This is a genomic window from Streptomyces aculeolatus, from assembly GCF_020400605.1.
Lineage (GTDB): Bacteria > Actinomycetota > Actinomycetes > Streptomycetales > Streptomycetaceae > Streptomyces > Streptomyces aculeolatus.
Genome location: NZ_JAINRD010000008.1, coordinates 91531 through 112825, shown reverse-complemented (window position 1 = coordinate 112825; position 21295 = coordinate 91531). Strand labels below are relative to the sequence as shown.

The 21295-nt window shown below is 74.5% G+C and carries 17 protein-coding genes and 1 pseudogene; 15 read left to right on the top strand and 3 right to left on the bottom strand.

Annotated features, from left to right (window positions below; translation table 11 throughout):
• The first annotated feature begins 58 nt into the window (after positions 1–58).
• Genes aroC through aroQ form a run of 4 tightly spaced genes read left to right on the top strand, consistent with a single transcriptional unit; the run spans position 59 to position 3382 of the window.
• Positions 59–1243 carry a chorismate synthase gene (gene aroC / locus LG396_RS16215; RefSeq protein WP_026276292.1) on the top strand — a complete coding sequence of 395 codons (1185 nt, stop codon included), beginning with the start codon at positions 59–61 and terminating at the stop codon, positions 1241–1243.
• A complete protein-coding gene (locus LG396_RS16210) occupies positions 1240–1821 on the top strand; it encodes a shikimate kinase (protein ID WP_225795310.1) in 582 nt (193 codons plus the stop codon). The genes aroC and LG396_RS16210 overlap by 4 nt, the downstream gene beginning before the upstream one ends.
• The gene (aroB, locus tag LG396_RS16205; RefSeq protein WP_018836725.1) at positions 1818–2945 is read left to right on the top strand and encodes a 3-dehydroquinate synthase; all 1128 of its coding nucleotides are present in this window, start codon (positions 1818–1820) and stop codon (positions 2943–2945) included. Before LG396_RS16210 ends, aroB begins: the two co-directional genes overlap by 4 nt.
• On the top strand, positions 2942–3382 hold the full coding sequence (gene aroQ / locus LG396_RS16200) for a type II 3-dehydroquinate dehydratase (RefSeq protein ID WP_018836724.1): 441 nt from the start codon (positions 2942–2944) through the stop codon (positions 3380–3382). The genes aroB and aroQ overlap by 4 nt, the downstream gene beginning before the upstream one ends.
• Before the next feature lie 62 nt (positions 3383–3444).
• On the opposite strand, the gene LG396_RS16195 is transcribed toward aroQ, so the two are convergent.
• Positions 3445–5847, bottom strand: a complete 2403-nt coding sequence (locus tag LG396_RS16195) for a protein kinase domain-containing protein (protein ID WP_225795309.1) — start codon at positions 5845–5847, stop codon at positions 3445–3447.
• Positions 5844–8441 (bottom strand): protein kinase domain-containing protein, encoded by a 2598-nt coding sequence (locus tag LG396_RS16190; RefSeq protein ID WP_225795308.1) that lies wholly within the window; start codon positions 8439–8441, stop codon positions 5844–5846. The genes LG396_RS16195 and LG396_RS16190 overlap by 4 nt, the downstream gene beginning before the upstream one ends.
• Before the next feature lie 192 nt (positions 8442–8633).
• On the opposite strand from LG396_RS16190, the gene LG396_RS16185 reads away from it, so the two are divergent.
• The 5 genes and pseudogenes from LG396_RS16185 to nusB all read left to right on the top strand — a co-directional run.
• Entirely contained in the window at positions 8634–8849 is a 216-nt protein-coding gene (locus LG396_RS16185) for a hypothetical protein (RefSeq protein WP_225795307.1), read from the top strand.
• 144 nt (positions 8850–8993) lie between these two features.
• On the top strand, positions 8994–9728 hold the full coding sequence (locus LG396_RS16180) for an AAA family ATPase (RefSeq protein ID WP_078536365.1): 735 nt from the start codon (positions 8994–8996) through the stop codon (positions 9726–9728).
• A 166-nt stretch (positions 9729–9894) separates the two neighbouring features.
• Positions 9895–11001, top strand: coding sequence for an aminopeptidase P family protein (locus LG396_RS16175; protein ID WP_225795306.1), 1107 nt, complete (start codon positions 9895–9897; stop codon positions 10999–11001).
• Between the two features lie 66 nt (positions 11002–11067).
• Positions 11068–11634, top strand: coding sequence for an elongation factor P (efp, locus tag LG396_RS16170; RefSeq protein WP_018836718.1), 567 nt, complete (start codon positions 11068–11070; stop codon positions 11632–11634).
• Between the two features lies 1 nt (position 11635).
• Positions 11636–12061: pseudogene (gene nusB, locus LG396_RS16165) on the top strand (transcription antitermination factor NusB); the annotation flags it as partial.
• 412 nt (positions 12062–12473) lie between these two features.
• Here the strand turns inward: nusB and bldD are convergent.
• Positions 12474–12977 (bottom strand): transcriptional regulator BldD, encoded by a 504-nt coding sequence (gene bldD / locus LG396_RS16160; protein ID WP_018836716.1) that lies wholly within the window; start codon positions 12975–12977, stop codon positions 12474–12476.
• Positions 12978–13204: 227 nt separating this feature from the next.
• On the opposite strand from bldD, the gene pyrR reads away from it, so the two are divergent.
• From pyrR to carB, 6 genes are all read left to right on the top strand, one after another.
• The gene (gene pyrR, locus LG396_RS16155) at positions 13205–13765 is read left to right on the top strand and encodes a bifunctional pyr operon transcriptional regulator/uracil phosphoribosyltransferase PyrR (protein WP_018836715.1); all 561 of its coding nucleotides are present in this window, start codon (positions 13205–13207) and stop codon (positions 13763–13765) included.
• A gap of 93 nt (positions 13766–13858) precedes the next feature.
• Positions 13859–14854: an aspartate carbamoyltransferase catalytic subunit gene (locus LG396_RS16150; protein ID WP_018836714.1), complete on the top strand. Its 996-nt coding sequence runs from the start codon at positions 13859–13861 to the stop codon at positions 14852–14854.
• Positions 14851–16146, top strand: coding sequence for a dihydroorotase (locus LG396_RS16145; protein ID WP_225795305.1), 1296 nt, complete (start codon positions 14851–14853; stop codon positions 16144–16146). Before LG396_RS16150 ends, LG396_RS16145 begins: the two co-directional genes overlap by 4 nt.
• Complete coding sequence (locus LG396_RS16140; RefSeq protein WP_037742180.1) at positions 16143–16748, top strand: PH-like domain-containing protein; 606 nt, start codon at positions 16143–16145, stop codon at positions 16746–16748. The genes LG396_RS16145 and LG396_RS16140 overlap by 4 nt, the downstream gene beginning before the upstream one ends.
• On the top strand, positions 16745–17905 hold the full coding sequence (carA, locus tag LG396_RS16135) for a glutamine-hydrolyzing carbamoyl-phosphate synthase small subunit (RefSeq protein WP_225795304.1): 1161 nt from the start codon (positions 16745–16747) through the stop codon (positions 17903–17905). The genes LG396_RS16140 and carA overlap by 4 nt, the downstream gene beginning before the upstream one ends.
• Positions 17898–21218, top strand: a complete 3321-nt coding sequence (carB, locus tag LG396_RS16130) for a carbamoyl-phosphate synthase large subunit (RefSeq protein ID WP_100298336.1) — start codon at positions 17898–17900, stop codon at positions 21216–21218. Before carA ends, carB begins: the two co-directional genes overlap by 8 nt.
• Positions 21219–21295: the final 77 nt, after the last annotated feature.

Sequence of the window (21295 nt, the reverse complement as noted above, 5' to 3'; positions counted from 1 at the left end):
CGCGGCCCGGAGCGTGCGAGGATCGGGACGAGGACTTCGCACTCGTAAGGGAGCACCGTTGAGCAGGTTGCGCTGGCTCACCGCAGGGGAATCGCACGGCCCGGCACTCGTCGCGACGCTGGAGGGCCTCCCCGCGGGGGTGCCCGTCACCACCGACCTGGTCGCCGACCACCTCGCCCGCCGCCGGCTGGGGTACGGCCGCGGGGCGCGGATGAAGTTCGAGCGCGACGAGGTCACCTTCATCGGCGGCGTACGCCACGGGCTCACCCTCGGCTCCCCGGTCGCGGTCATGATCGGGAACACCGAGTGGCCCAAGTGGGAGAAGGTCATGGCCGCCGACCCGGTGGACCCGGCCGAGCTGGCGGGGATCGCCCGCAACGCCCCGCTGACCCGCCCCCGCCCCGGCCACGCCGACCTCGCCGGCATGCAGAAGTACGGCTTCGACGAGGCCCGCCCCGTGCTGGAGCGCGCCTCCGCCCGCGAGACCGCGGCCCGGGTCGCGCTGGGCGCCGTGGCCCGCTCGTACCTGAAGGAGACCGCCGGCGTCGAGGTCGTCTCGCATGTCGTGGAGCTGGGCGGCGCCAGGGCCCCGTACGGCAGCATCCCCGGTCCCGCGGACGTGGCGCGGCTGGACGAGGACCCCGTGCGCTGCCTGGACGCGGACGCGAGCAAGGCGATGGTCGCCGAGATCGACCAGGCTCACAAGGACGGCGACACCCTCGGCGGCGTCGTCGAGGTCGTCGCGTACGGCGTGCCGGTCGGCCTCGGCTCGCACGTGCACTGGGACCGCCGGCTGGACTCCCGGCTGGCCGGTGCCCTGATGGGCATCCAGGCCATCAAGGGCGTCGAGCTGGGCGACGGCTTCGCGCTGGCGCGCGTGCCCGGCTCGCAGGCCCACGACGAGATCGTCGGCACCGACGACGGCATCCGCCGCTCCTCCGGCCGCTCCGGCGGCACCGAGGGCGGGCTGAGCACCGGGGAGGTGCTGCGGGTGCGCGCCGCGATGAAGCCCATCGCGACCGTGCCGCGCGCGCTGGCCACCGTGGACGTCGCCACCGGCGAGGCCACCAAGGCCCATCACCAGCGCTCCGATGTCTGCGCCGTGCCCGCGGCGGGCATCGTGGCGGAGGCGATGGTGGCGCTGGTGCTGGCCGACGCGGTGGCCGAGAAGTTCGGCGGCGACAGCGTCACCGAGACCGCCCGCAACGTCCGCGGCTACCTGGAGAACCTGGCGATCCGATGACCAGCAGCACCGAGGGCCGCGAGCGCCCCGACACCGCAGACACCGCAGCCGCGGCGGCACGTACGGACGGCCCCGCCGTGGTGCTCGTCGGCCCGCCCGGCGCCGGCAAGTCCACCGTCGGCGCCGTTCTCGCCGCCCGCCTCGGCACCACCGTCCGCGACACCGACGAGGACGTCGAGGAGGCCGCGGGCAAGGCCATCCCCGACATCTTCTACGACGAGGGCGAACCCGCCTTCCGCGCCCTGGAGCGCGCCGCCGTGCGCGCCGGGCTCGCCGAGCACCCGGGCGTGCTGGCCCTCGGCGGCGGCGCCGTCATGGACCCCGGCATCCGCGAGCTGCTCGCCGCGCACCGCGTCGTCTTCCTCGACGTGGAGATGGCCGACGCCGTCAAGCGCGTCGGCCTCGACGCCCCGCGTCCGCTGCTCGCCGTCAACCCGCGCCAGCAGTGGCGCACCCTGATGGAACAGCGCCGTCCGCACTACACCGAGGTCGCCCGCGCGACCGTCACCACCGCCGGCCGCACGCCGGACGAGGTCGCCGAGCTCGTACTCGCAGCATTGGAGAGCCACCCCGCATGACACCGAGCGCCGAAGGGGCCGAGGCCACCCGCATCCACATCGGCGGCACGGCCGGCACGGACCCGTACGAGGCCGTCGTCGGCCGGCAGCTCCTCGGCGAGCTGCCCCGGCTGATCGGCCGGCGGGCCAAGCGCGTCGCCGTCATCGTGCCGGAGGCGCTGGCCGAGACCGGCGAGGCGCTGCGCGCGGACCTGGCGGAGCAGGCGTACGAGGCCGTCGTCATCCAGGTGCCGAACGCCGAGGAGGCCAAGACCGCCGAGGTCGCCGCGTACTGCTGGCGGGCGCTGGGCCAGTCCGGCTTCACCCGCAGCGACGCCGTCGTCGGCGTCGGCGGCGGCGCCACCACCGACCTCGCCGGGTTCGTGGCCGCGACCTGGCTGCGCGGCGTGCGCTGGGTCGCCGTGCCGACGACCGTGCTGGGCATGGTGGACGCGGCGGTCGGCGGCAAGACCGGCATCAACACCGCGGAGGGCAAGAACCTCGTCGGCGCCTTCCACCCCCCGGCCGGGGTGCTGTGCGACCTCGCCGCGCTGGACTCCCTCGGCGTCCACGACTACGTCTCCGGCCTCGCCGAGGTCGTCAAGGCCGGCTTCATCGCCGACCCGGCGATCCTGGAGCTGATCGAGGCCGACCCCGAGGGCGCCCGCAGCCCCGCGGGACCGCACACCGCGGAGCTGGTCGAGCGCGCGATCCGGGTCAAGGCCGAGGTGGTCTCGGCGGATCTGAAGGAGTCGGGCCGGCGGGAGATCCTGAACTACGGGCACACCCTCGGCCACGCCATCGAGAAGAACGAGCGCTACAAGTGGCGGCACGGCGCGGCCGTCTCCATCGGTATGGTCTTCGCCGCCGAGCTGGGCCGGATCGCCGGCCGCCTCGACGACGCCACCGCCGACCGGCACCGCGCCGTGCTGCGCGCCGTGGGGCTGCCCGTGACGTACCGCGGCGACCAGTGGCCCAGGCTGCTGGAGACGATGAAGGTGGACAAGAAGACCCGCGGCGACCTGCTGCGCTTCATCGTCCTCGACGGGCTGGCGAAGCCGGCCGTGCTGGAGGGCCCCGACCCGGCCATGCTGCTCGCCGCGCACGCCGAGATCGCGGCCGGCGCCGAGGAGGCCGCCGGATGACGCGCGTGCTGGTGCTCAACGGGCCGAACCTCGGCCGCCTCGGCTCCCGCGAGCCCGACGTCTACGGCGCCACGTCCTACGCCGGCCTGGTCGAGCAGTGCACCGCCCTCGGCAAGGAGCTGGGCTTCGAGGTCGAGGTGCGGGAGACCAACGACGAGGCGGAGATGATCCGCTGGCTGCACGAGGCCGCGGACGGCCGGCTGCCCGTCGTGATCAACCCGGGCGCCTTCACGCACTACTCGTACGGGATGCGGGACGCGGCCGCCCAGCGCACGGCGCCCCTGATCGAGGTGCACATCTCCAACCCGTACGCGCGCGAGGAGTTCCGGCACAACTCGGTGATCGCCGCGGTGGCCTCCGGCACCATCGCGGGCTTCGGCATCGGCTCGTACCTGCTGGCACTGCGCGCTCTCGCGGAGGACCTGGCCTCCTCCTGAAGCCGCGGGTTCGAACTCCCGGGCCGAGCGGGCGCCCCTGACGGCCCGTACGGTACGGGCCGTCAGCCGCCGTCCCGGACGGTGTAGCCCTCCGCGCCGGTCGCGCGCCGGCCGATGAACGACACGACGCGATCGCCCGCGGCGGCGACCCGCCGGTCCGTCGGGTCCTCGAACGATGCGGGCAGCGTCCCGTCGCCGAGGACCTCCCCGTCATCCAGCGCGTACTCCACCAGGTGCACCTCGTCCTCGGTGCCGAACTCGGTTCGTACGGTCACCGATTCACCGTCCACCGACAGGATCGACGGCGCACCGAAGGTCAGGCCCTTGTGCCAGCGGATCTCGCCGGTCACCGCGTCGATCGCCGCCAGCCGGTCCGGCGACACCACGCTCGGCGCCTCGACGGCGACGACCACGCTGTCGCCGTACGCGCCGATCCAGGGGAGGGCGATGTCCTCGGCGCCGCGGAGGTTCATCTCGCCGAACGGCGTGTTCCTCGGGATCTCGTGGTGGTACTTGCCGGTCCGGTCGATGACCAGCAGCGCGTTCTTGCTGCCGTCGCCGCCGCGCCCGAGCTGGACCGAGACCGGCTCCGCGGTCAGCGGCCACGACTCGGTGGCGTTGTCCGGCAGTTCGAAGCGCCAGCGCTCCTTGCCGGTGGCGGAGTCGAGTTCGACGACCGTGTTGGGGTTGGTGGCCCGGCCGCAGGTCTCCATCAGCACCGTCGTGCGCGGTCCGGTGAGCGCGTCGGACAACTGGCAGCCGTCGATGCCCTCGGTGCGCTGCCAGCGCTCGTCCCCGGTGCGCGGATCGAGGCCGAGCACCCCCTTCTCGGCGGCGATGACCAGCAGCCCGCCGGACATGCCGACCGTCGGGCTGCGGGTCGAGGAGCCGCCGGTCTCCCGCTGCCACAGCAGCTTGCCGGCGGCGGTGTCGACGGCGCCGACCACGCCGCAGTCGTCGAGCCCGTCGTCCCTGTCGCCGTAGACGACTGCGCCGATCCCGTCGTGCGTGGCGGTGCGGCCCTGGGACGTCCGGCACGCCACCGCCGAGCCCTTCGGCGGCGGTACGGACCACAGCCGGCTGCCGTCGGCGGGGTCGAGTCCGAGGGTGCCGCGGGAGTCGGTGCGGGCGGCGGCCTGGTCGGTGAGCCAGCCCCCGACCAGGGCCGTCTGGTTCTCGGTGCCGGAGACCGGGGCGCGCCAGTCGCGCACGCGGTCGCCGGCTGCGGTGACGCCGGCGGGGGAGTCGGCGGCGGGACCGGAGGGCTCGGGCGCCGCGGTACGGCCGCCGCCCTTGCCCTCGCCCTTGTCCCCGTCCTTGCCCCCGGCGGGGGTACGGGGCGAGGTCGTGCCCGGCCCGGCGGACGCCTCCCCGCCGTCGTCGTCGCCGGGGAGGAGGAGGAAGGCGCCGGCCAGCAGCGCCGCCGTCGTCACCGCCGCCGTGGCGGCGAGCGCCACGGGGCGGGCCGCCAGCCGCCGGAGCCCGCTCCGGTCCGCCGCGGCCGTCGGCGCGGGGGAGCGGGGCGGAGCCAGCGGGTACGAGGTGGTCGCGCCGCGGCCCGGGGCCGGGGCGCCGCCGGCCCCGGGCGACCGCTGTGTACCGGGATGCGGCGACCCGGGATCCGGTGCCTCCGGATCCGGTGACTCCGCCGCCCGGGCCGCCGCGATCACCTCCGCCGGCGTCGGCCGGTCCGCGGGCTCGCGCGCCAGGCAGGTCCGTACGAGATCGGCCAGCTCGGCCGGCACCCCCGTCACGTCCGGCGTGCCGTGCACCGTCCAGTACGCCAGCGTCGCCGCGGGCGCGTCGCCGTAGGGCGGCCGCCCGGTTGCGGCGTACAGCAGCACCGCGCCGAGGGAGTACACGTCGCCGGCCGGGCCCACGGGGCCGTCGTCGACGAGCTGCTCCGGCGATGCGTAGCCGAGGGTGCCGATGGCCATGCCCGTACCGGTCAGGCCCGTCGCGTCGGCGGCCCGCGCGATGCCGAAGTCGATGACGCGCGGCCCGTCGTCGGCGAGCAGGACGTTCGACGGCTTCAGGTCGCGGTGCACGATCCCGGCGGCGTGCACCACGACGAGCGCCTCGCCGAGCGCGGCGGCCAGCGAGCACAGCCGGCGCGGTGGCAGCGGCCCGTCCGCCGCCACCGCCTGCGCCAGCGAGGGGCCCGGGACGTACTGCGTGGCCAGCCAGGGTGCCGGGTCGTCGGGGCCGGCGGCGACGAGCGGCACGGTGAAGAAGCTCAGCACCCGGCGCGCGGCGTCGACCTCCTGGCGGAAGCGCGCCCGGAACTCGGGGTCGGCGGCCAGTTCCTCGTGCACCAGCTTCAGCGCCACGTGCCTGCCGTCCTCGGCCCGCGCGAGGTGCACCTCGCCCATGCCGCCCGCGCCGAGCAGCCGCACCAGCCGGTACGGTCCGACGCGCGCGCCGGCCTCCCGGCCGCCCGGCTCCGCCCCCCGCGGCGTACTCATGCGCCCGGCGCGGACAGCAGCGCCATGCCCTCGGTGGAAGTCGGCGAGTCGAAGATGATCACGGTGTCCTCTCGTGCCAGCAGGGCGTCGACGCCGGGGATCTGCAGCGGGAGCGTGCCGCCGGTGCGGACGTCCCCGTCCGCCAGGGCCAGCCGCATCAGCGGGATGTTGCCGAGGACCTTCTCCGAGCTGCCGAGGAGCACCCCGTCGTCGTCCACGCCGTAGACCGCGCCGATGGCGTCCCCGGGCAGGGTGCGGTGCCAGCGCCACTCGCCGGTGCGCGCGTCGTACGCCGCGATGCCGAACCTCGGCCGCGTCTCGGGTCCGGCGTGGTACGGGGTGACCAGGGTGTTCCGCCAGCCGACCAGTTCGGGCGCGAGGGCCTCGCCGAAGTTGCTCGTGACGACGTCGCCGAACGGCTGCTTCCCGGTCAGCGGCCGGTGCGCGGCCCCGTCCGGGGCGAAGACCTGGAGCGGCTGCTCGTCGGAGTCCTCCAGGTAGGTCCGTACGGCGACGGGCTCGACCGTCTCGATGTTGCCGCCGGTGATCCCCGCGCCCAGCTCGGTGGACCAGCGCTCCGTGCCGTCCGCCGCGTTGAGCTGCGCGACGCGCACCCGGCTCCCGCTCGACTGGTCGGCCCGTCGCCGGTCGTCGCCCGGGGGCGCGCAGACGGAGATCATCGCGACGCTCCTCTGCCCCGCGGCGGCGTCGCCGAGGGCGCACCCGTCGCCGGTCCTCGGGGTGCGCAGCCACACCGGGCGGCCGTCGCCGAGGGCGTAGCCGACGAGGCCGGAGTACGAGCGGACGACGACCCGGTCGCCCACGACCCCGACCCTCGTGCTCACCGCGTGGTCCCGGTCTCCGTCCGGGGGCCGCAGCCCGGTGCGCCAGACGGTCGCGCCACTGCCGGTGTCGAGGACGGCGAGCCGGTCGCAGCCCTCGTCGGCCTCGGCGGAGGTGCCGTACGCGACGGCACCCCGGCCGTCGCTCACGGTCCGGGACATGGCGCACGGCACCAGCCCCCTCGCCGGGGGCGTGGCGGTCCACCGGAGGTCGCCGTCGGCACGGTCGTAGCCGCGCACGGCGTGCTCGTCGGCCTGGACGACGGTGTCGTCGGTGAGCCAGACGCCGAGCAGGCCGAGGGGGGTGATCTCGTTGGTGCCTTCCCCGGCAGCGGGCTCGGGCGGACGGTTGTCCCAGGTCACGGACCACTCGCCGGCGGCAAGGCTGACGTCGTCGACGAGGCTGGCGGGCTCGGGCAGGGCCCGGTCGCCGCCGGGCTGCGCCGGGTTGGTGACGGGCGAGCCGGAGGCCGAGGGGCGGCCGCGGCCGGCGGCGCCCGGCGGCGCGCCGTTCCCGCCGCGCTCGCCCCCGTCGCCGCCGTCGCCGAGGAGGGACGTGGCGAGGACGGCGGTGGCCGCGAGCACCGCGACGGCGGCGCCAGCGGCGGCGAGCACGCCCCGGCGGCGCCGGGGGCCGCCGGCGTAGCGGCGCGCGTCGGCGGTGACGGGCGGTCCCGGCAGGGCGCGTGCCCCGGGGTCCGCCGTCGGCGGTGCGGGGCCGAGGTCGGACGGCGGCCCGAAGACCCCCGCGGGGCCTGCGCCGTTCCGCGGCACGGGCCGGTCGCGGGGGAGATCGGCGGGCGGCTCGTCGTGCATGTCGCGCACGTCGGGCGCGCCGCCCGCGTCCCGCGGGGTCCCTGCCCCGCCGGGGCCGGATGCGCCTTCCTCCCGTACGGGCCCGGCCCCCCGGTCCCGTACCGCCTCCGCCGCGAACGCCCACGACACCCCGCCCGCGGGACCGGCCGCCTCCGCGACCGCCGCCAACCCGGGCCGCCCGTCCGGGTCCTTGGCCAGGCAGCCCGCGACCAACTCCCGCAGCCCCTCCGGCACTCCCGCGAGGTCCGGCTCCCCGTGCACCGTCCGGTACGCCGCCGCGTGCGCAGGGCCGTCGCCGAACGGCCGCCGCCCCGTGGCCGCCGTCGCCAGCACCGCGCCCAGCGCGAACACGTCGCAGGCCGGCGTCGAGACGCCCTCGGTCAGGTGTTCCGGCGCCGCGTACCCGGCGGTGCCCATCAGCACGCCTGTTCCCGTCAGCCGCGTCGCGTCGGCCGCGCGGGCCACCCCGAAGTCGATGACGCACGGCCCGCCGGCGCCCACGATCACGTTCGACGGCTTCAGGTCCCGGTGCACGATCCCCGCCGCGTGGATCGCCGCCAGCGCCGCCGCCAGCGCGGCGGCCAGCCCTCTCAACCGCCCCTCGTCCAGCGGCCCGTGCGCCCTCAGCAGCGCGGCGAGCGTCGGCCCCGCGACGTACGCGGAGGCCAGCCAGGGACGTTCGGCGTCGGGGTCCGCGGCCAGCAGCGCCGCCGTGCAGGGGCTCGTCACCGCCCCCGCCGCAGCCACCTCCCGGGCGAACCGGACGCGGAACTCGGGGTCGCGGGCGAGGAAGGAGTGCACGACCTTGACGGCCGCCGCCCGGCCGGCGGCGTCGCGGGCGAGGAACACCCGGCCCATGGCGCCCCGGCCGAGCGATCCGACCACGCGGTACGGGCCGAACCGCGCCCCGCCGTCCGCCTCCTGCCGACCACTCATCCGCCGCTCCTTCGCCGGTCCTTCGTCTCCCGCCGCTCGGATGACAGAGACGCCCCGTACCGCCATTGGAGTTCCGGATCTTCTCCTCGGTACGAAGGCGTAACCTCGCCGCCCCTCTGGCGGATAGGAAGGCGGGACCGCCGGGTCCCCGTCAGAAGCACTCGGCAACACCGACGACGAGGAGAAACGCGTATGCGCGTATGGGCACGGGTGGCGGTCGCGATGGTCGCGGCGCCGGCGGGCGTGGGACTGCAGGGAGGAGTCGCCGCCGCCGACGAGCACTACAACGGCGGCACCGTCTCGAACGGGTCGAGCTTCGCGCTGCTGCGCACCGGGCAGATCGACGACCCGATGGAGGACGTACTGGAGCACACGTTGCTGCTGGGCGGAAAGCACACCTGGGACTAGGCCCCCGCGGGGCTCCTGGCAGGATCGTTCCCACCATGGCGGGTCGTACGGGTACCGTGCGGGGCTAAGGCAGCCGCGGACCGCGGTACGGCCATGACCAGCCGGGTGTCGGTACGTGACGGGTCAAGAGCGAGGGTGCACGGGATGCAGCACGCAGTGGGGGTTCCGCAGCCGCCCCAGGGCAGACCTGGCCCTGCCGGCCCGCCGCCGCCGGCCGGGCCGCACGACGCGGTGGAGACGACCGGCCACATCAAGCTCCCGGTCGGCGGCCCCGTGGCCCTGCCCAGCCCGCCGCCCGCACCCATGCCCCACGGAGCACCGCCACCGACGGTGGCGGTGCTCCTCATCGGCCCGGCCGGGGCCGGCAAGACCACCGTGGCGCGGCACTGGGCCGACACCCGCCGGGCACCCACCGCGCACATCAGCCTCGACGACGTACGCGAGTGGGTGCGCGCCGGCTTCGCCGACCCGCAGGCCGGCTGGACCGACCACTCCGAGGCGCAGTACCGGCTGGCCCGCCGCACCTGCGGCTTCGCCGCCCGCAACTACCTGGCCAACGGCATCTCCTGCATCCTCGACGACGCGGTCTTCCCCGACCGCCCCGTGGTCGGCCTCGGCGGCTGGAAGCGGCACGTCGGCCCCGGGCTGCTGCCCGTGGTGCTGCTGCCGGGCCTGGAGTCGGTCCTCGCACGCAATGCGGCCCGCACCGGCAACCGGCGGCTCGCGGACGAGGAAGTGGCCCGCATCCACGGCCGGATGGCGGGCTGGTACGGCTCGGGCCTGCCGATCATCGACAACTCGCGCCACGACGTGCCCGCGACCGTGCGGATGCTCGACGACGTCGTCGGGCGCAGCCTGGCGAGCCCGCCGGCCTGGTAGCCCGCCGCCCGCGTACGGCCCGCAGCGCACCTCCGCCGCACAGGCCCGTCCCCCTCCCCGCGTCCTCCGTCTCCCCGTCCCGCCGGGGCCGCCCGCCGCATACGGCCCGTGCCCGTACGGACGCGCTCGGGCAGCCCCGCCTGCCGGGCCGCCCTAGGCTCGGATCATGCCCGAGGTGCACGCTGCCCGCCGTACCCGACTGCGCTCCCACTGCGAGGCGGCCGGCAGCGACGCCGTGCTCGTCTCCCGGCCGGCGAACATCACCTACCTCGCCGGCTGCGCCCCGCCCGGCTCCGTCCTGCTGCTCGGGTCGGGCGAGGACGTCCTCGTCCGCCCCGGCGACCCCGCGCAGGATCCGGCGGGCGCGCCGCAACCCGACGACCTGCGCGTCCACGCCCTCGGCGGCCCCGAGGGGGACGCCGCCGTCGCGGCCACCGGGCTCGCCGCCGCCGGCGGCGCCACCGCGCTCGCCGTCGAGGAGCACCACCTGACCGTGGCCAGGCACCGCGCCCTGGCCTCCGTCGCGCCCCGGCTCGCGCTGACCGACCTGTCCCGCGCCGTCGAGCAGCAGCGGCTCGTCAAGGACGACGAGGAGATCGCCTGCCTGCGGGTCGCCGCCGAGATCGGCGACCAGGCGCTCGGCGAACTGCTGGAGTCCATCCTCGTCGGCCGCACGGAACGGCACCTGGCGCTGGAGCTGGAGCGGCGGCTCGTCGACCACGGCGCCGAGGGCCCGGCGTTCCCCACTGCCGTCGGCACCGGGCCGCACGCCGGCCGGGCCGGGCACGTACCGACCGACCGGCGGGTGGAGGAGGGCGACTTCCTCACCGTCTGCCTGGGCGCGCGCTACCGCGGCTACCGCTGCGAGATCGGCCGCACCTTCGTCGTCGGCACCGCCCCGGACGACTGGCAGATCGAGCTGTACGACCTGGTCTTCGCCGCGCAGCGGGCCGGCCGGGAGGCGCTGACGCCGGGCGCGGAGTACCGCGAGGTGGACCGCGCGGCACGCCAGGTGCTCACCGCGGCCGGACACGGCGACGGCGTCGGACCGTCCACCGGTCACGGGGTGGGACTCGAAATCGACGAGGACCCGCGGCTGGCCCCGGCGGCGATGGGTAAACTGGACGCTCGTGTGCCGGTCACCGTCGAGCCGGGAGTCCATCTCCCCGGCCGGGGCGGGGTCCGGATCGACGACACGCTCGTCGTCCGCTCGCCGGCGGACGGCGGTCCCGAGCTACTCACCATCACGACGAAGGAACTGCTCGCCCTCTGACCCCGGCCGGGTCGCAGGCGTGCCGGGCTTCCTCCGTCGTCCACGCAGTCCAGGAGATTTCGCGACGTGGCCACCACGAACGACCTGAAGAACGGCTTGGTGCTCAAGCTCGACGGCGACCAGCTCTGGTCCGTCGTCGAGTTCCAGCACGTCAAGCCCGGCAAGGGCCCTGCCTTCGTCCGTACGAAGCTGAAGAACGTGCTCTCCGGCAAGACCGTCGACAAGACGTTCAACGCCGGGGTGAAGGTCGAGACGGCCAACGTCGACCGCAGGGACATGCAGTTCTCGTACAAGGACGGCGAGTACTTCGTCTTCATGGACATGGAGACGTACGACCAGCTCCACGTCGACCCCAAGACCGTCGGCGACACCGCCAACTACCTGCTGGAGGGCTTCGACACCACCGTCGCGCTGCACGAGGGCACGCCGCTGTACGTCGAGCTGCCCGCGGCCGTCGAGCTGACCATCGCGCAGACCGACCCGGGCGTGCAGGGCGACCGCTCCACCGGCGGCACCAAGCCGGCCGAGCTGGAGACCGGCTTCTCCATCCAGGTCCCGCTGTTCATCACCACCGGCGAGAAGATCAAGGTCGACACCCGCTCCGGCGAGTACCTCGGCCGCGTGAGCGGCTGACGTGGCCGCACGGAACACGGCTCGCAAGCGCGCGTTCCAGATCATCTTCGAGTCCGACCAGCGCGGCGCGCCCGCGGGGCAGGTGCTGGAGGACTGGATCCGGCTGGGCAGCACCGACCCCCGGCAGCCGCCGGTCGGCGACTTCACGCGGAAGCTGGTCGAGGGCTACGAGGCGCACGCCGCCCGCATCGACGAGCTGCTGGGCTCGTACTCGGTCGGCTGGACCCTGGACCGGATGCCGGTCGTGGACCGCAGCATCCTGCGGCTGGGGGCGTACGAGCTGATCTGGGAGGACGAGACGCCGGACGCGGTGGCGATCGACGAGGCGGTGCAGCTCACGAAGGAGTTCTCCACCGACGACTCGCCGGGCTTCGTCAACGGCCTGCTGGGCCGGCTGCAGGAGCTGAAGCCGCGGCTGCGCCGGGACGCCGACGCGGGCGGCGGCGAGGCGGCGGAGGCCGTCCCGGAGGCCCGCGCGGATCCGGAAAGCGACGACGTCCCGGACCGGACCGGGAGCGCCCCGGGGGACGACGGCCCGGCGACGGCGGAGGCCGAGGGCCCCGGCGCCCGAGCGGCGACGCAGGTACCCGGCGCCGCCGCGGCGGAGGACGCGCCGGACGGCACTGCGCGGCCGGAGGCCGGCTAGCTCCGGCGCTGATCCGGGGATGCGCTGGTCCTCGGGGTCCGGGGCGGAGCCCCGGAATCCTTCCGGCGCCGGGGCCCGGCGGAGCCACCTTGCCGCCGCAACCGCGCGCCTCGAACGCACGCCGCCGTCGGCGGGTCGGACCCGGATGGGTCCGACCCGCCGACGGCGGTACGTTTCTGCTGGTGACCAGCCGTCAGGCGTCCTCGTGGACCACGACCGCGCGGCGGGCGTCGGCGTCCAGGACGCCCCAGCCGATGAGCTGCTCGGTCAGCACCGAGGGCGACTGGTCGTAGATCACGGCGAGCGTGCGCAGGTCGTCCTGGCGGATCGAGAGGACCTTGCCGTTGTAGTCCCCGCGCTGGCTCTGGATCGTCGCCGCATAGCGCTGCAGCGGTCCCGCCTTCTCCGCGGGGATCTGGGCAAGCCGCTCCAGGTCCAGCACGAGCTTCGGCGGCGGCTCTGCGGCGCCGCCGGGCGCCGAACCCGGGAGAAGCTCCTGCACCGGCACCCCGTAGAAGTCCGCCAGCTCGGCCAGGCGCTGCACGGTGACCGCACGGTCCCCGCGCTCGTACGACCCGACGACGACGGCCTTCCAGCGCCCCTGGGACTTCTCCTCCACGCCGTGCAGTGAGAGGCCCTGCTGGGTACGGATGCCCCGGAGCTTGGCCCCGAGCTGTTTGGCGTATTCGCTGGACATATGGCTCCCCGGACGACAGTCTGGTAACTCACTGTGAGGTTACGCAGCGTAACTTGGCTTCGTCAAGCGGAAGATTCATCCGGTCGCCACCCATGAGGGTGGTAGGCGGACGGTGGAGACGGGGCAGAGACCCGGCGGCGGTGGTGTCGGCCCGCGCTGTTACGGTAGAGGGGACCTGACGTCCTTTAACGCTCGTCCCGTGAGGCGAGGAAGGGGGTCCTTTTCGTATGGACACGCACGGCACAGACCCGGCCCGGCCCGTTCTGGAGGCGCCGGACATCCAGCGGGTGCTGACCCGCATCGCGCACGAGATCGTGGAGCGCACCAAAGGCGCCCACGACGTGGTGCTCCTGGGCATCCCGACCCGCGGCGTGTGGCTCGGCCACCGGCTCGCCGCGAAGCTCGAAGAGATCACCGGCAGCAAGTTCGGCCAGTCGGGCGTCGGCTCGCTCGACATCACGATGTACCGCGACGATCTGCGCATGGGTCCGCCCCGCGCGCTGGCCCGCACCGACATCCCCGCGGAGGGGATCGACGGCCGGCTGGTGGTCCTCGTGGACGACGTGCTCTTCTCCGGCCGCACGATCCGCGCGGCCCTCGACGCGCTGAACGACATCGGCAGACCGCGGGCAGTGCAGCTCGCCGTCCTCGTCGACCGCGGCCACCGCGAGCTGCCCATCCGCGCCGACTACGTCGGCAAGAACCTCCCCACGTCGCTGCGGGAGACGGTCCGCGTCCAGCTCACCGAACAGGACGGCCGCGACGCCGTGCTGCTCGGCTCCAAGTAGGACGCCCGCCCCGCCCCGCCGGCCGCCGGAGGCGTACGCCCCCGTGAGCCGCGGCGCGCGACCCGCCGTACCCACCACACCCCGGAGCACCCAGTGAAGCGCCATCTGATCTCGGCCGCCGACCTGTCCCGCGACGACGCCGTGCTGATCCTCGACACCGCCGAGGAGCTGGCCCGGATCGCGGACCGGCCCATCAAGAAGCTGCCGACCCTGCGCGGCCGCACCGTGGTCAACCTCTTCTACGAGGACTCCACCCGCACCCGCATCTCCTTCGAAGCCGCCGCGAAGCGGCTCTCCGCCGACGTCATCAACTTCTCCGCCAAGGGCTCGTCCGTCTCCAAGGGCGAGTCGCTGAAGGACACCGCCCTGACCCTGGAGGCCATGGGCGCCGACGCCGTCGTCATCCGCCACCACGACTCCGGCGCCCCGCACCGGCTGGCGACCTCCGGCTGGATCAACGGCTCCGTCGTCAACGCCGGCGACGGCACCCACGAGCACCCCACGCAGGCGCTCCTCGACGCCTTCACCATGCGCCGCCACCTGGCGCCCGGCACCGGCGGCGGGCTCGACGGCCGCCGCATCACGGTCGTCGGCGACATCCTGCACAGCCGGGTCGCCCGCTCGAACGTGCTGCTGCTGCACACCCTCGGCGCCGAGGTCACGCTCGTCGCGCCGCCCACGCTGGTGCCGGTCGGCGTGGAGCGCTGGCCCTGCGAGGTCTCGTACGACCTGGACGCCGTGCTGCCGAAGTCCGACGGCGTGATGATGCTGCGGGTGCAGCGGGAGCGGATGAACGCCGCGTTCTTCCCCACCGAGCGCGAGTACGCCCGCCGCTACGGCCTCGACGGCGACCGGATGGCGCGCATGCCCGAGCACGCCCTCGTCATGCACCCCGGCCCGATGAACCGCGGCATGGAGATCACCGCCGAGGTCGCCGACTCGCCCCGCTGCACCGCGGTCGAGCAGGTCGCCAACGGCGTCTCCATCCGCATGGCCGTGCTCTACCTGCTGCTCGGCGGCGCCCCCGGAGAGGCCCCCGCCGCCGCCCCCGCCCCGACCACCGCACGCACCGAGGAGAACGACCGATGAGCAAGACCCTGATCCGCGGCGCGCAGATCCTCGGCGGCGAGGCCCGGGACGTCCTGATCGACGGCGAGACCATCGCCGAGGTCGCCGAGGCCGGCGTCGCGCTGCCCGCCGACGGTGCCGAGGTGGTCGAGGCGGCGGGGCACATCCTGCTGCCCGGCCTGGTCGACCTCCACACCCACCTGCGCGAGCCCGGCCGCGAGGACTCCGAGACCGTCCTGACCGGCACCCGCGCCGCCGCGAAGGGCGGCTTCACCGCCGTGCACGCGATGGCCAACACCTTCCCCGTCGCCGACACCGCCGGCGTCGTCGAGCAGGTCTGGCGGCTCGGCCGCGAGTCCGGCTACTGCGACGTGCAGCCGGTCGGCGCCGTCACCGTGGGCCTGGAGGGCAAGCAGCTCGCCGAGCTGGGCGCCATGCACGAGTCGGCGGCCGGCGTCGTGGTCTTCTCCGACGACGGCAAGTGCGTGGACGACGCCGTGATCATGCGCCGGGCGCTGGAGTACGTGAAGGCGTTCGACGGCGTCGTCGCCCAGCACGCGCAGGAGCCGCGGCTGACCGAGGGCGCCCAGATGAACGAGGGCGTCGTCTCCGCCGAGCTGGGCCTCGGCGGCTGGCCCGCCGCCGCCGAGGAGTCGGTCATCGCCCGGGACGTGCTGCTCGCCGCCCACGTCGACTCCCGCGTGCACATCTGCCACCTGTCCACCGCCGGCTCGGTGGAGATCGTGCGGTGGGCGAAGTCCAAGGGCTGGCGCGTCACCGCCGAGGTCACCCCGCACCACCTGCTGCTCACCGACGAGCTGGTCCGCTCGTACGACCCCGTCTACAAGGTCAACCCGCCGCTGCGCACCGAGACCGACGTGCGCGCGCTGCGCGAGGCGCTGGCCGACGGCACCATCGACTGCGTCGCCACCGACCACGCCCCGCACCCGCAGGAGGACAAGGACTGCGAGTGGGCCGCCGCCGCCATGGGCATGGTCGGCCTGGAGACGGCGCTGTCCGTCGTGCAGCAGACGATGGTCGACACCGGCCTGCTCGACTGGTCCGGCGTCGCCGACCGGATGTCCTTCCGGCCCGCCGCCATCGGCCGCCTCGACGGCCACGGCCGGCCCATCGCCTCCGGCGAGCCCGCCAACCTCACCCTGCTGGATCCGGCCTACCGTGGTCATGTGGATCCGCACAGCTTCGTCTCCCGCAGCCGGAACACCCCCTACGCAGGGCGCGAGCTGCCCGGCCGGGTCACGCACACCTTCCTGCGCGGCCGGGCCACCCTCGCCGGGGGTGAGCCGGCGTGACGCTCGCCACCCTCCTCGCCGACGAACGGCAGTCGCAGCCCGTGACCGACTGGGCGGCACGCATCGGCTGGATCGTCGGCCTGGTCCTGTTCATCGCGCTCGTCTACTGGCTGATGCGCGAGGGCTGGAAGTGGCGCGGCCAGCTCCAGTCCGGTATTCCGGACCTGCCCCCGGTCCCCGACGACGCCGGGGAGGTGCGGTTGGAGCTGACCGGGCGCTACCACGGCAGCACCGTCGCCGGGCAGTGGCTCGACCGCATCGTCGCCCACGGCCTGGGCGTGCGCAGCCGCGTCGAGCTGACCCTCACCGAGCAGGGCCTCGCGGTCGTACGCCCCGGGGCCACGGACTTCTTCGTGCCCGCCGCGCACCTGCGCGGCGCCCGGCTCGACAAGGCCATCGCCGGCAAGGTCCTCACCGAGGGCGGGCTGCTGGTGATCACCTGGGCGCACGACGGCGCGGAGTACGACTCCGGCTTCCGCTCCGACCGCGCCGCCGAGCACGCCGCCTGGGTGGCGGCGCTCGGCGCCCCGCCCGCCGAGACCGCTCCCGCCGACGCCGCCGCGAGCTCCGCAGACAGCACCACCACGGAAGGCACACGATGACCGCAGCCCACCGCGGCCAGGAAAGCCCCGCCGTACTCGTCCTGGAGGACGGCCGCAGCTTCCGCGGCCGCGCCTACGGGGCGACGGGGGAGACCTTCGGCGAAGCCGTGTTCTCCACCGGCATGACCGGCTACCAGGAGACCCTGACCGACCCCTCGTACCACCGCCAGGTCGTCGTCATGACCGCCCCGCACGTCGGCAACACCGGCGTCAACGACGAGGACGCCGAGTCCGCCCGCATCTGGGTCTCCGGCTACGTCGTGCGCGACCCCGCCCGCGTCCCCTCCAGCTGGCGCGCCACGCGCTCCCTCGACGAGGAGCTGCGCCGCCAGGGCGTCGTCGGCATCTCCGGCGTCGACACCCGGGCGATCACGCGGCACCTGCGCGAGCGCGGCGCGATGCGCGTCGGCATCTTCTCCGGCGACCGGGTCGCGGACCCGGACGCGATGCTCGCCCGCGTGCGGGTCCAGGAGCAGATGAAGGGCGCGGACCTCGCGCCCGAGGTCGCCACCGAGGAGGCGTACGTCGTCCCCGCGGCCGGCGCGAAGCGCTTCACCGTCGCCGCACTCGACCTCGGCATCAAGGGCATGACGCCGCGGCGACTGGCCGAGCGCGGCATAGAGGTGCACGTGCTGCCCGCCACCGCCACGGTCGAGGAGGTCTACGCGGTCCGGCCCGACGGCGTCTTCCTCTCCAACGGCCCCGGCGACCCGGCCGCCGCCGACCTCACCGTGGTCCGCGCCGTGCTGGAGCGCGGCACCCCGCTGTTCGGCATCTGCTTCGGCAACCAGCTCCTCGGCCGCGCGCTCGGCTTCGGCACGTACAAGCTGAAGTACGGCCACCGCGGCATCAACCAGCCCGTCCAGGACCGCACCACGGGCCGCGTCGAGGTCACCGCGCACAACCACGGCTTCGCCGTCGACGCGCCCCTCGACACGGTCGCCGACACCCCCTACGGGCGCGCCGAGGTCAGCCACGTGTGCCTCAACGACCAGGTCGTGGAGGGACTGCGGCTGCTGGACCGGCCGGCGTTCTCCGTCCAGTACCACCCCGAGGCGGCCGCGGGGCCGCACGACGCCGCGTACCTCTTCGACCGCTTCGCCGGACTCATGGCGGAGCACGCGGCGCAGACAGCACAGGGAGCCCAGCGTGCCTAAGCGCACCGATATCCGGTCCGTCCTGGTCATCGGCTCGGGCCCGATCGTCATCGGCCAGGCCGCCGAGTTCGACTACTCCGGCACCCAGGCGTGCCGCGTGCTGCGGGCCGAGGGCCTGCGCGTCGTGCTCGTCAACTCCAACCCGGCGACGATCATGACCGACCCGGAGATCGCCGACGCCACGTACGTCGAGCCGATCACGCCCGAGTTCGTCGAGAAGATCATCGCGCGCGAGCGCCCCGACGCCCTGCTGCCCACCCTCGGCGGCCAGACCGCGCTCAACACCGCGGTCTCGCTGCACGACTCCGGAGTGCTGGAGAAGTACGGCGTGGAGCTGATCGGCGCCAACGTCGAGGCGATCCAGAAGGGCGAGGACCGCGACCAGTTCAAGGAGGTCGTGGCGGAGGTCCGCCGCAAGACCGGGTACGGCGAGTCCGCCCGCTCGGTCATCTGCCACACCATGGACGAGGTGCTGGCCGGCGTCGAAGGACTCGGCGGCTACCCCGTGGTCGTGCGCCCCTCCTTCACCATGGGCGGCGCCGGCTCCGGCTTCGCCCACGACGAGGAGGAGCTGCGCCGCATCGCCGGGCAGGGGCTCGCGCTCTCGCCGACGACCGAGGTGCTGCTGGAGGAGTCCATCCTCGGGTGGAAGGAGTACGAGCTGGAGCTGATGCGCGACAAGCACGACAACGTCGTGGTCGTCTGCTCCATCGAGAACCTCGACCCCATGGGCGTGCACACCGGCGACTCCGTGACCGTCGCCCCGTCGATGACGCTCACCGACCGTGAGTACCAGATCCTCCGCGACATCGGCATCGCCGTCATCCGCGAGGTCGGCGTCGACACCGGCGGCTGCAACATCCAGTTCGCGGTCGACCCCGCGGACGGCCGGGTCGTCGTCATCGAGATGAACCCGCGCGTCTCCCGCTCCTCCGCGCTCGCCTCCAAGGCCACCGGCTTCCCCATCGCCAAGATCGCCGCGAAGCTGGCCGTGGGCTACACGCTCGACGAGATCCCCAACGACATCACCCGCGAGACCCCCGCGTCCTTCGAGCCGACGCTCGACTACGTGGTGGTGAAGGTGCCCCGCTTCGCCTTCGAGAAGTTCCCGGCCGCCGACTCCTCGCTCACCACCACGATGAAGTCCGTCGGCGAGGCCATGGCCATCGGCCGCAACTTCACCGAGGCGCTCAACAAGGCGCTCCGCTCGGTCGAGAAGAAGGACGCCCCGTTCGACTTCGCCGGCCCGCCGCCCGGCCCCGGCGAGAAGGCCGCGCTGCTCGCGAAGGCCGCCGTGCCCACCGACGGCCGGCTGAACACCGTGATGGCCGCCATCCGCGCCGGCGCCACCGAGGCGGAGGTGCACGAGGCGACGCGGATCGACCCCTGGTTCGTCGACCAGCTCTTCCTGATCAAGGAGGTCGCCGACGAGCTGGCCGCCGCGGACCACCTCGACCCCGGCCTCCTGGCGTACGCCAAGCGCCACGGCTTCTCCGACGCCCAGATCGCCGGCGTGCGCGGGCTGCGCGAGGACGTGGTGCGCGAGGTGCGGCACGCGCTGGGCGTACGCCCGGTGTACAAGACGGTCGACACCTGCGCCGCCGAGTTCGCGGCCCGCACCCCGTACCTCTACTCCTCGTACGACGAGGAGACCGAGGTCGCCCCGCGCGAGCGCCCCGCCGTGATCATCCTCGGCTCCGGGCCCAACCGCATCGGCCAGGGCATCGAGTTCGACTACTCCTGCGTCCACGCCTCCTTCGCCCTCGGCGAGGCGGGCTACGAGACCGTGATGGTCAACTGCAACCCGGAGACCGTCTCCACCGACTACGACACCTCCGACCGGCTGTACTTCGAGCCGCTGACGCTGGAGGACGTGCTGGAGGTCGTGCACGCCGAAACCCAGGCGGGCCCGGTCGCCGGCGTCCTCGTCCAACTCGGCGGGCAGACCCCGCTGGGGCTCGCGCAGGCGCTGAAGGACAACGGCGTGCCCGTCGTGGGCACGTCGCCGGAGGCGATCCACGCCGCCGAGGACCGCGGCGCGTTCGGCCGCGTGCTCGCCGAGGCAGGGCTGCCGGCGCCCAAGTACGGCACCGCGTTCTCCTTCGCCGAGGCCAAGAACATCGCCGCCGGGATCGGCTACCCGGTCATGGTGCGCCCCTCGTACGTGCTCGGCGGGCGCGGCATGGAGATCGTCTACGACGAGCCGTCGCTGGCCGCGTACCTGGAGCGGCACGCGGGCCTCATCTCCGAACACCCCGTCCTCGTCGACCGGTTCCTCGACGACACCATCGAGATCGACGTCGACGCGCTCTACGACGGCGAGGAGCTGTACCTCGGCGGCGTGATGGAGCACATCGAGGAGGCCGGCATCCACTCCGGCGACTCCGCGTGCGCCCTGCCCCCCATCACCCTCGGCGGGCACGACATCAAGCGGCTGCGCGCCTCCACCGAGGCCATCGCGCGCGGCGTCGGCGTCCGCGGGCTGATCAACATCCAGTTCGCGCTGGCCGGGGACATCCTGTACGTGCTGGAGGCCAACCCGCGCGCCTCGCGCACCGTCCCCTTCACCTCCAAGGCCACCGCCGTCCCGCTGGCCAAGGCCGCCGCCCGCATCTCGCTCGGCGCCACCGTCGCCGAACTGCGCGCGGAGGGCATGCTGCCGGCCACCGGGGACGGCGGCACGCTGCCGCTGGACGCGCCGATCTCGGTGAAGGAGGCCGTGCTGCCGTGGACGCGCTTCCGCGACATCCGCGGCCGGGGCGTCGACACGGTGCTCGGCCCGGAGATGCGCTCCACCGGTGAGGTCATGGGCATCGACAGCGTCTTCGGCACGGCGTACGCCAAGTCGCAGGCCGCCGCGTACGGCGCGCTGCCCACCCGCGGCCGGGCGTTCGTCTCGGTCGCCAACCGCGACAAGCGCTCGATGGTCTTCCCGGCCCGTGAGCTGGTCCAGCACGGCTTCGAGCTGCTGGCCACCTCCGGCACCGCCGAGGTGCTCAGGCGCAACGGCATCGCCGCGACCGTCGTACGCAAGCACTCGCAGGGCCCCGGGCCGGACGGCGAGCGGACGATCGTGCAGCTCATCCACGACGGCGACGTCGACCTCATCGTCAACACCCCGTACGGCACCGGCGGCCGCCTCGACGGCTACGACATCCGCACCGCCGCCGTCGCCCGCGGGGTGCCGTGCCTGACGACGGTCCAGGCCCTGGCCGCCGCCGTCCAGGGCATCGAGGCGCTGACCCGCGGCGAGGTGGGGGTGCGCTCCCTCCAGGAGCACGCCGGCCACCTCACCGAGGCCCGCGCCCGCTAGGAGACCGCCCCAGCCCACCCGAGTCCCGCCGGCCCGCCACCGGGCCGGCGGGGCACGGCACCCGAAGCAGCCGAAGG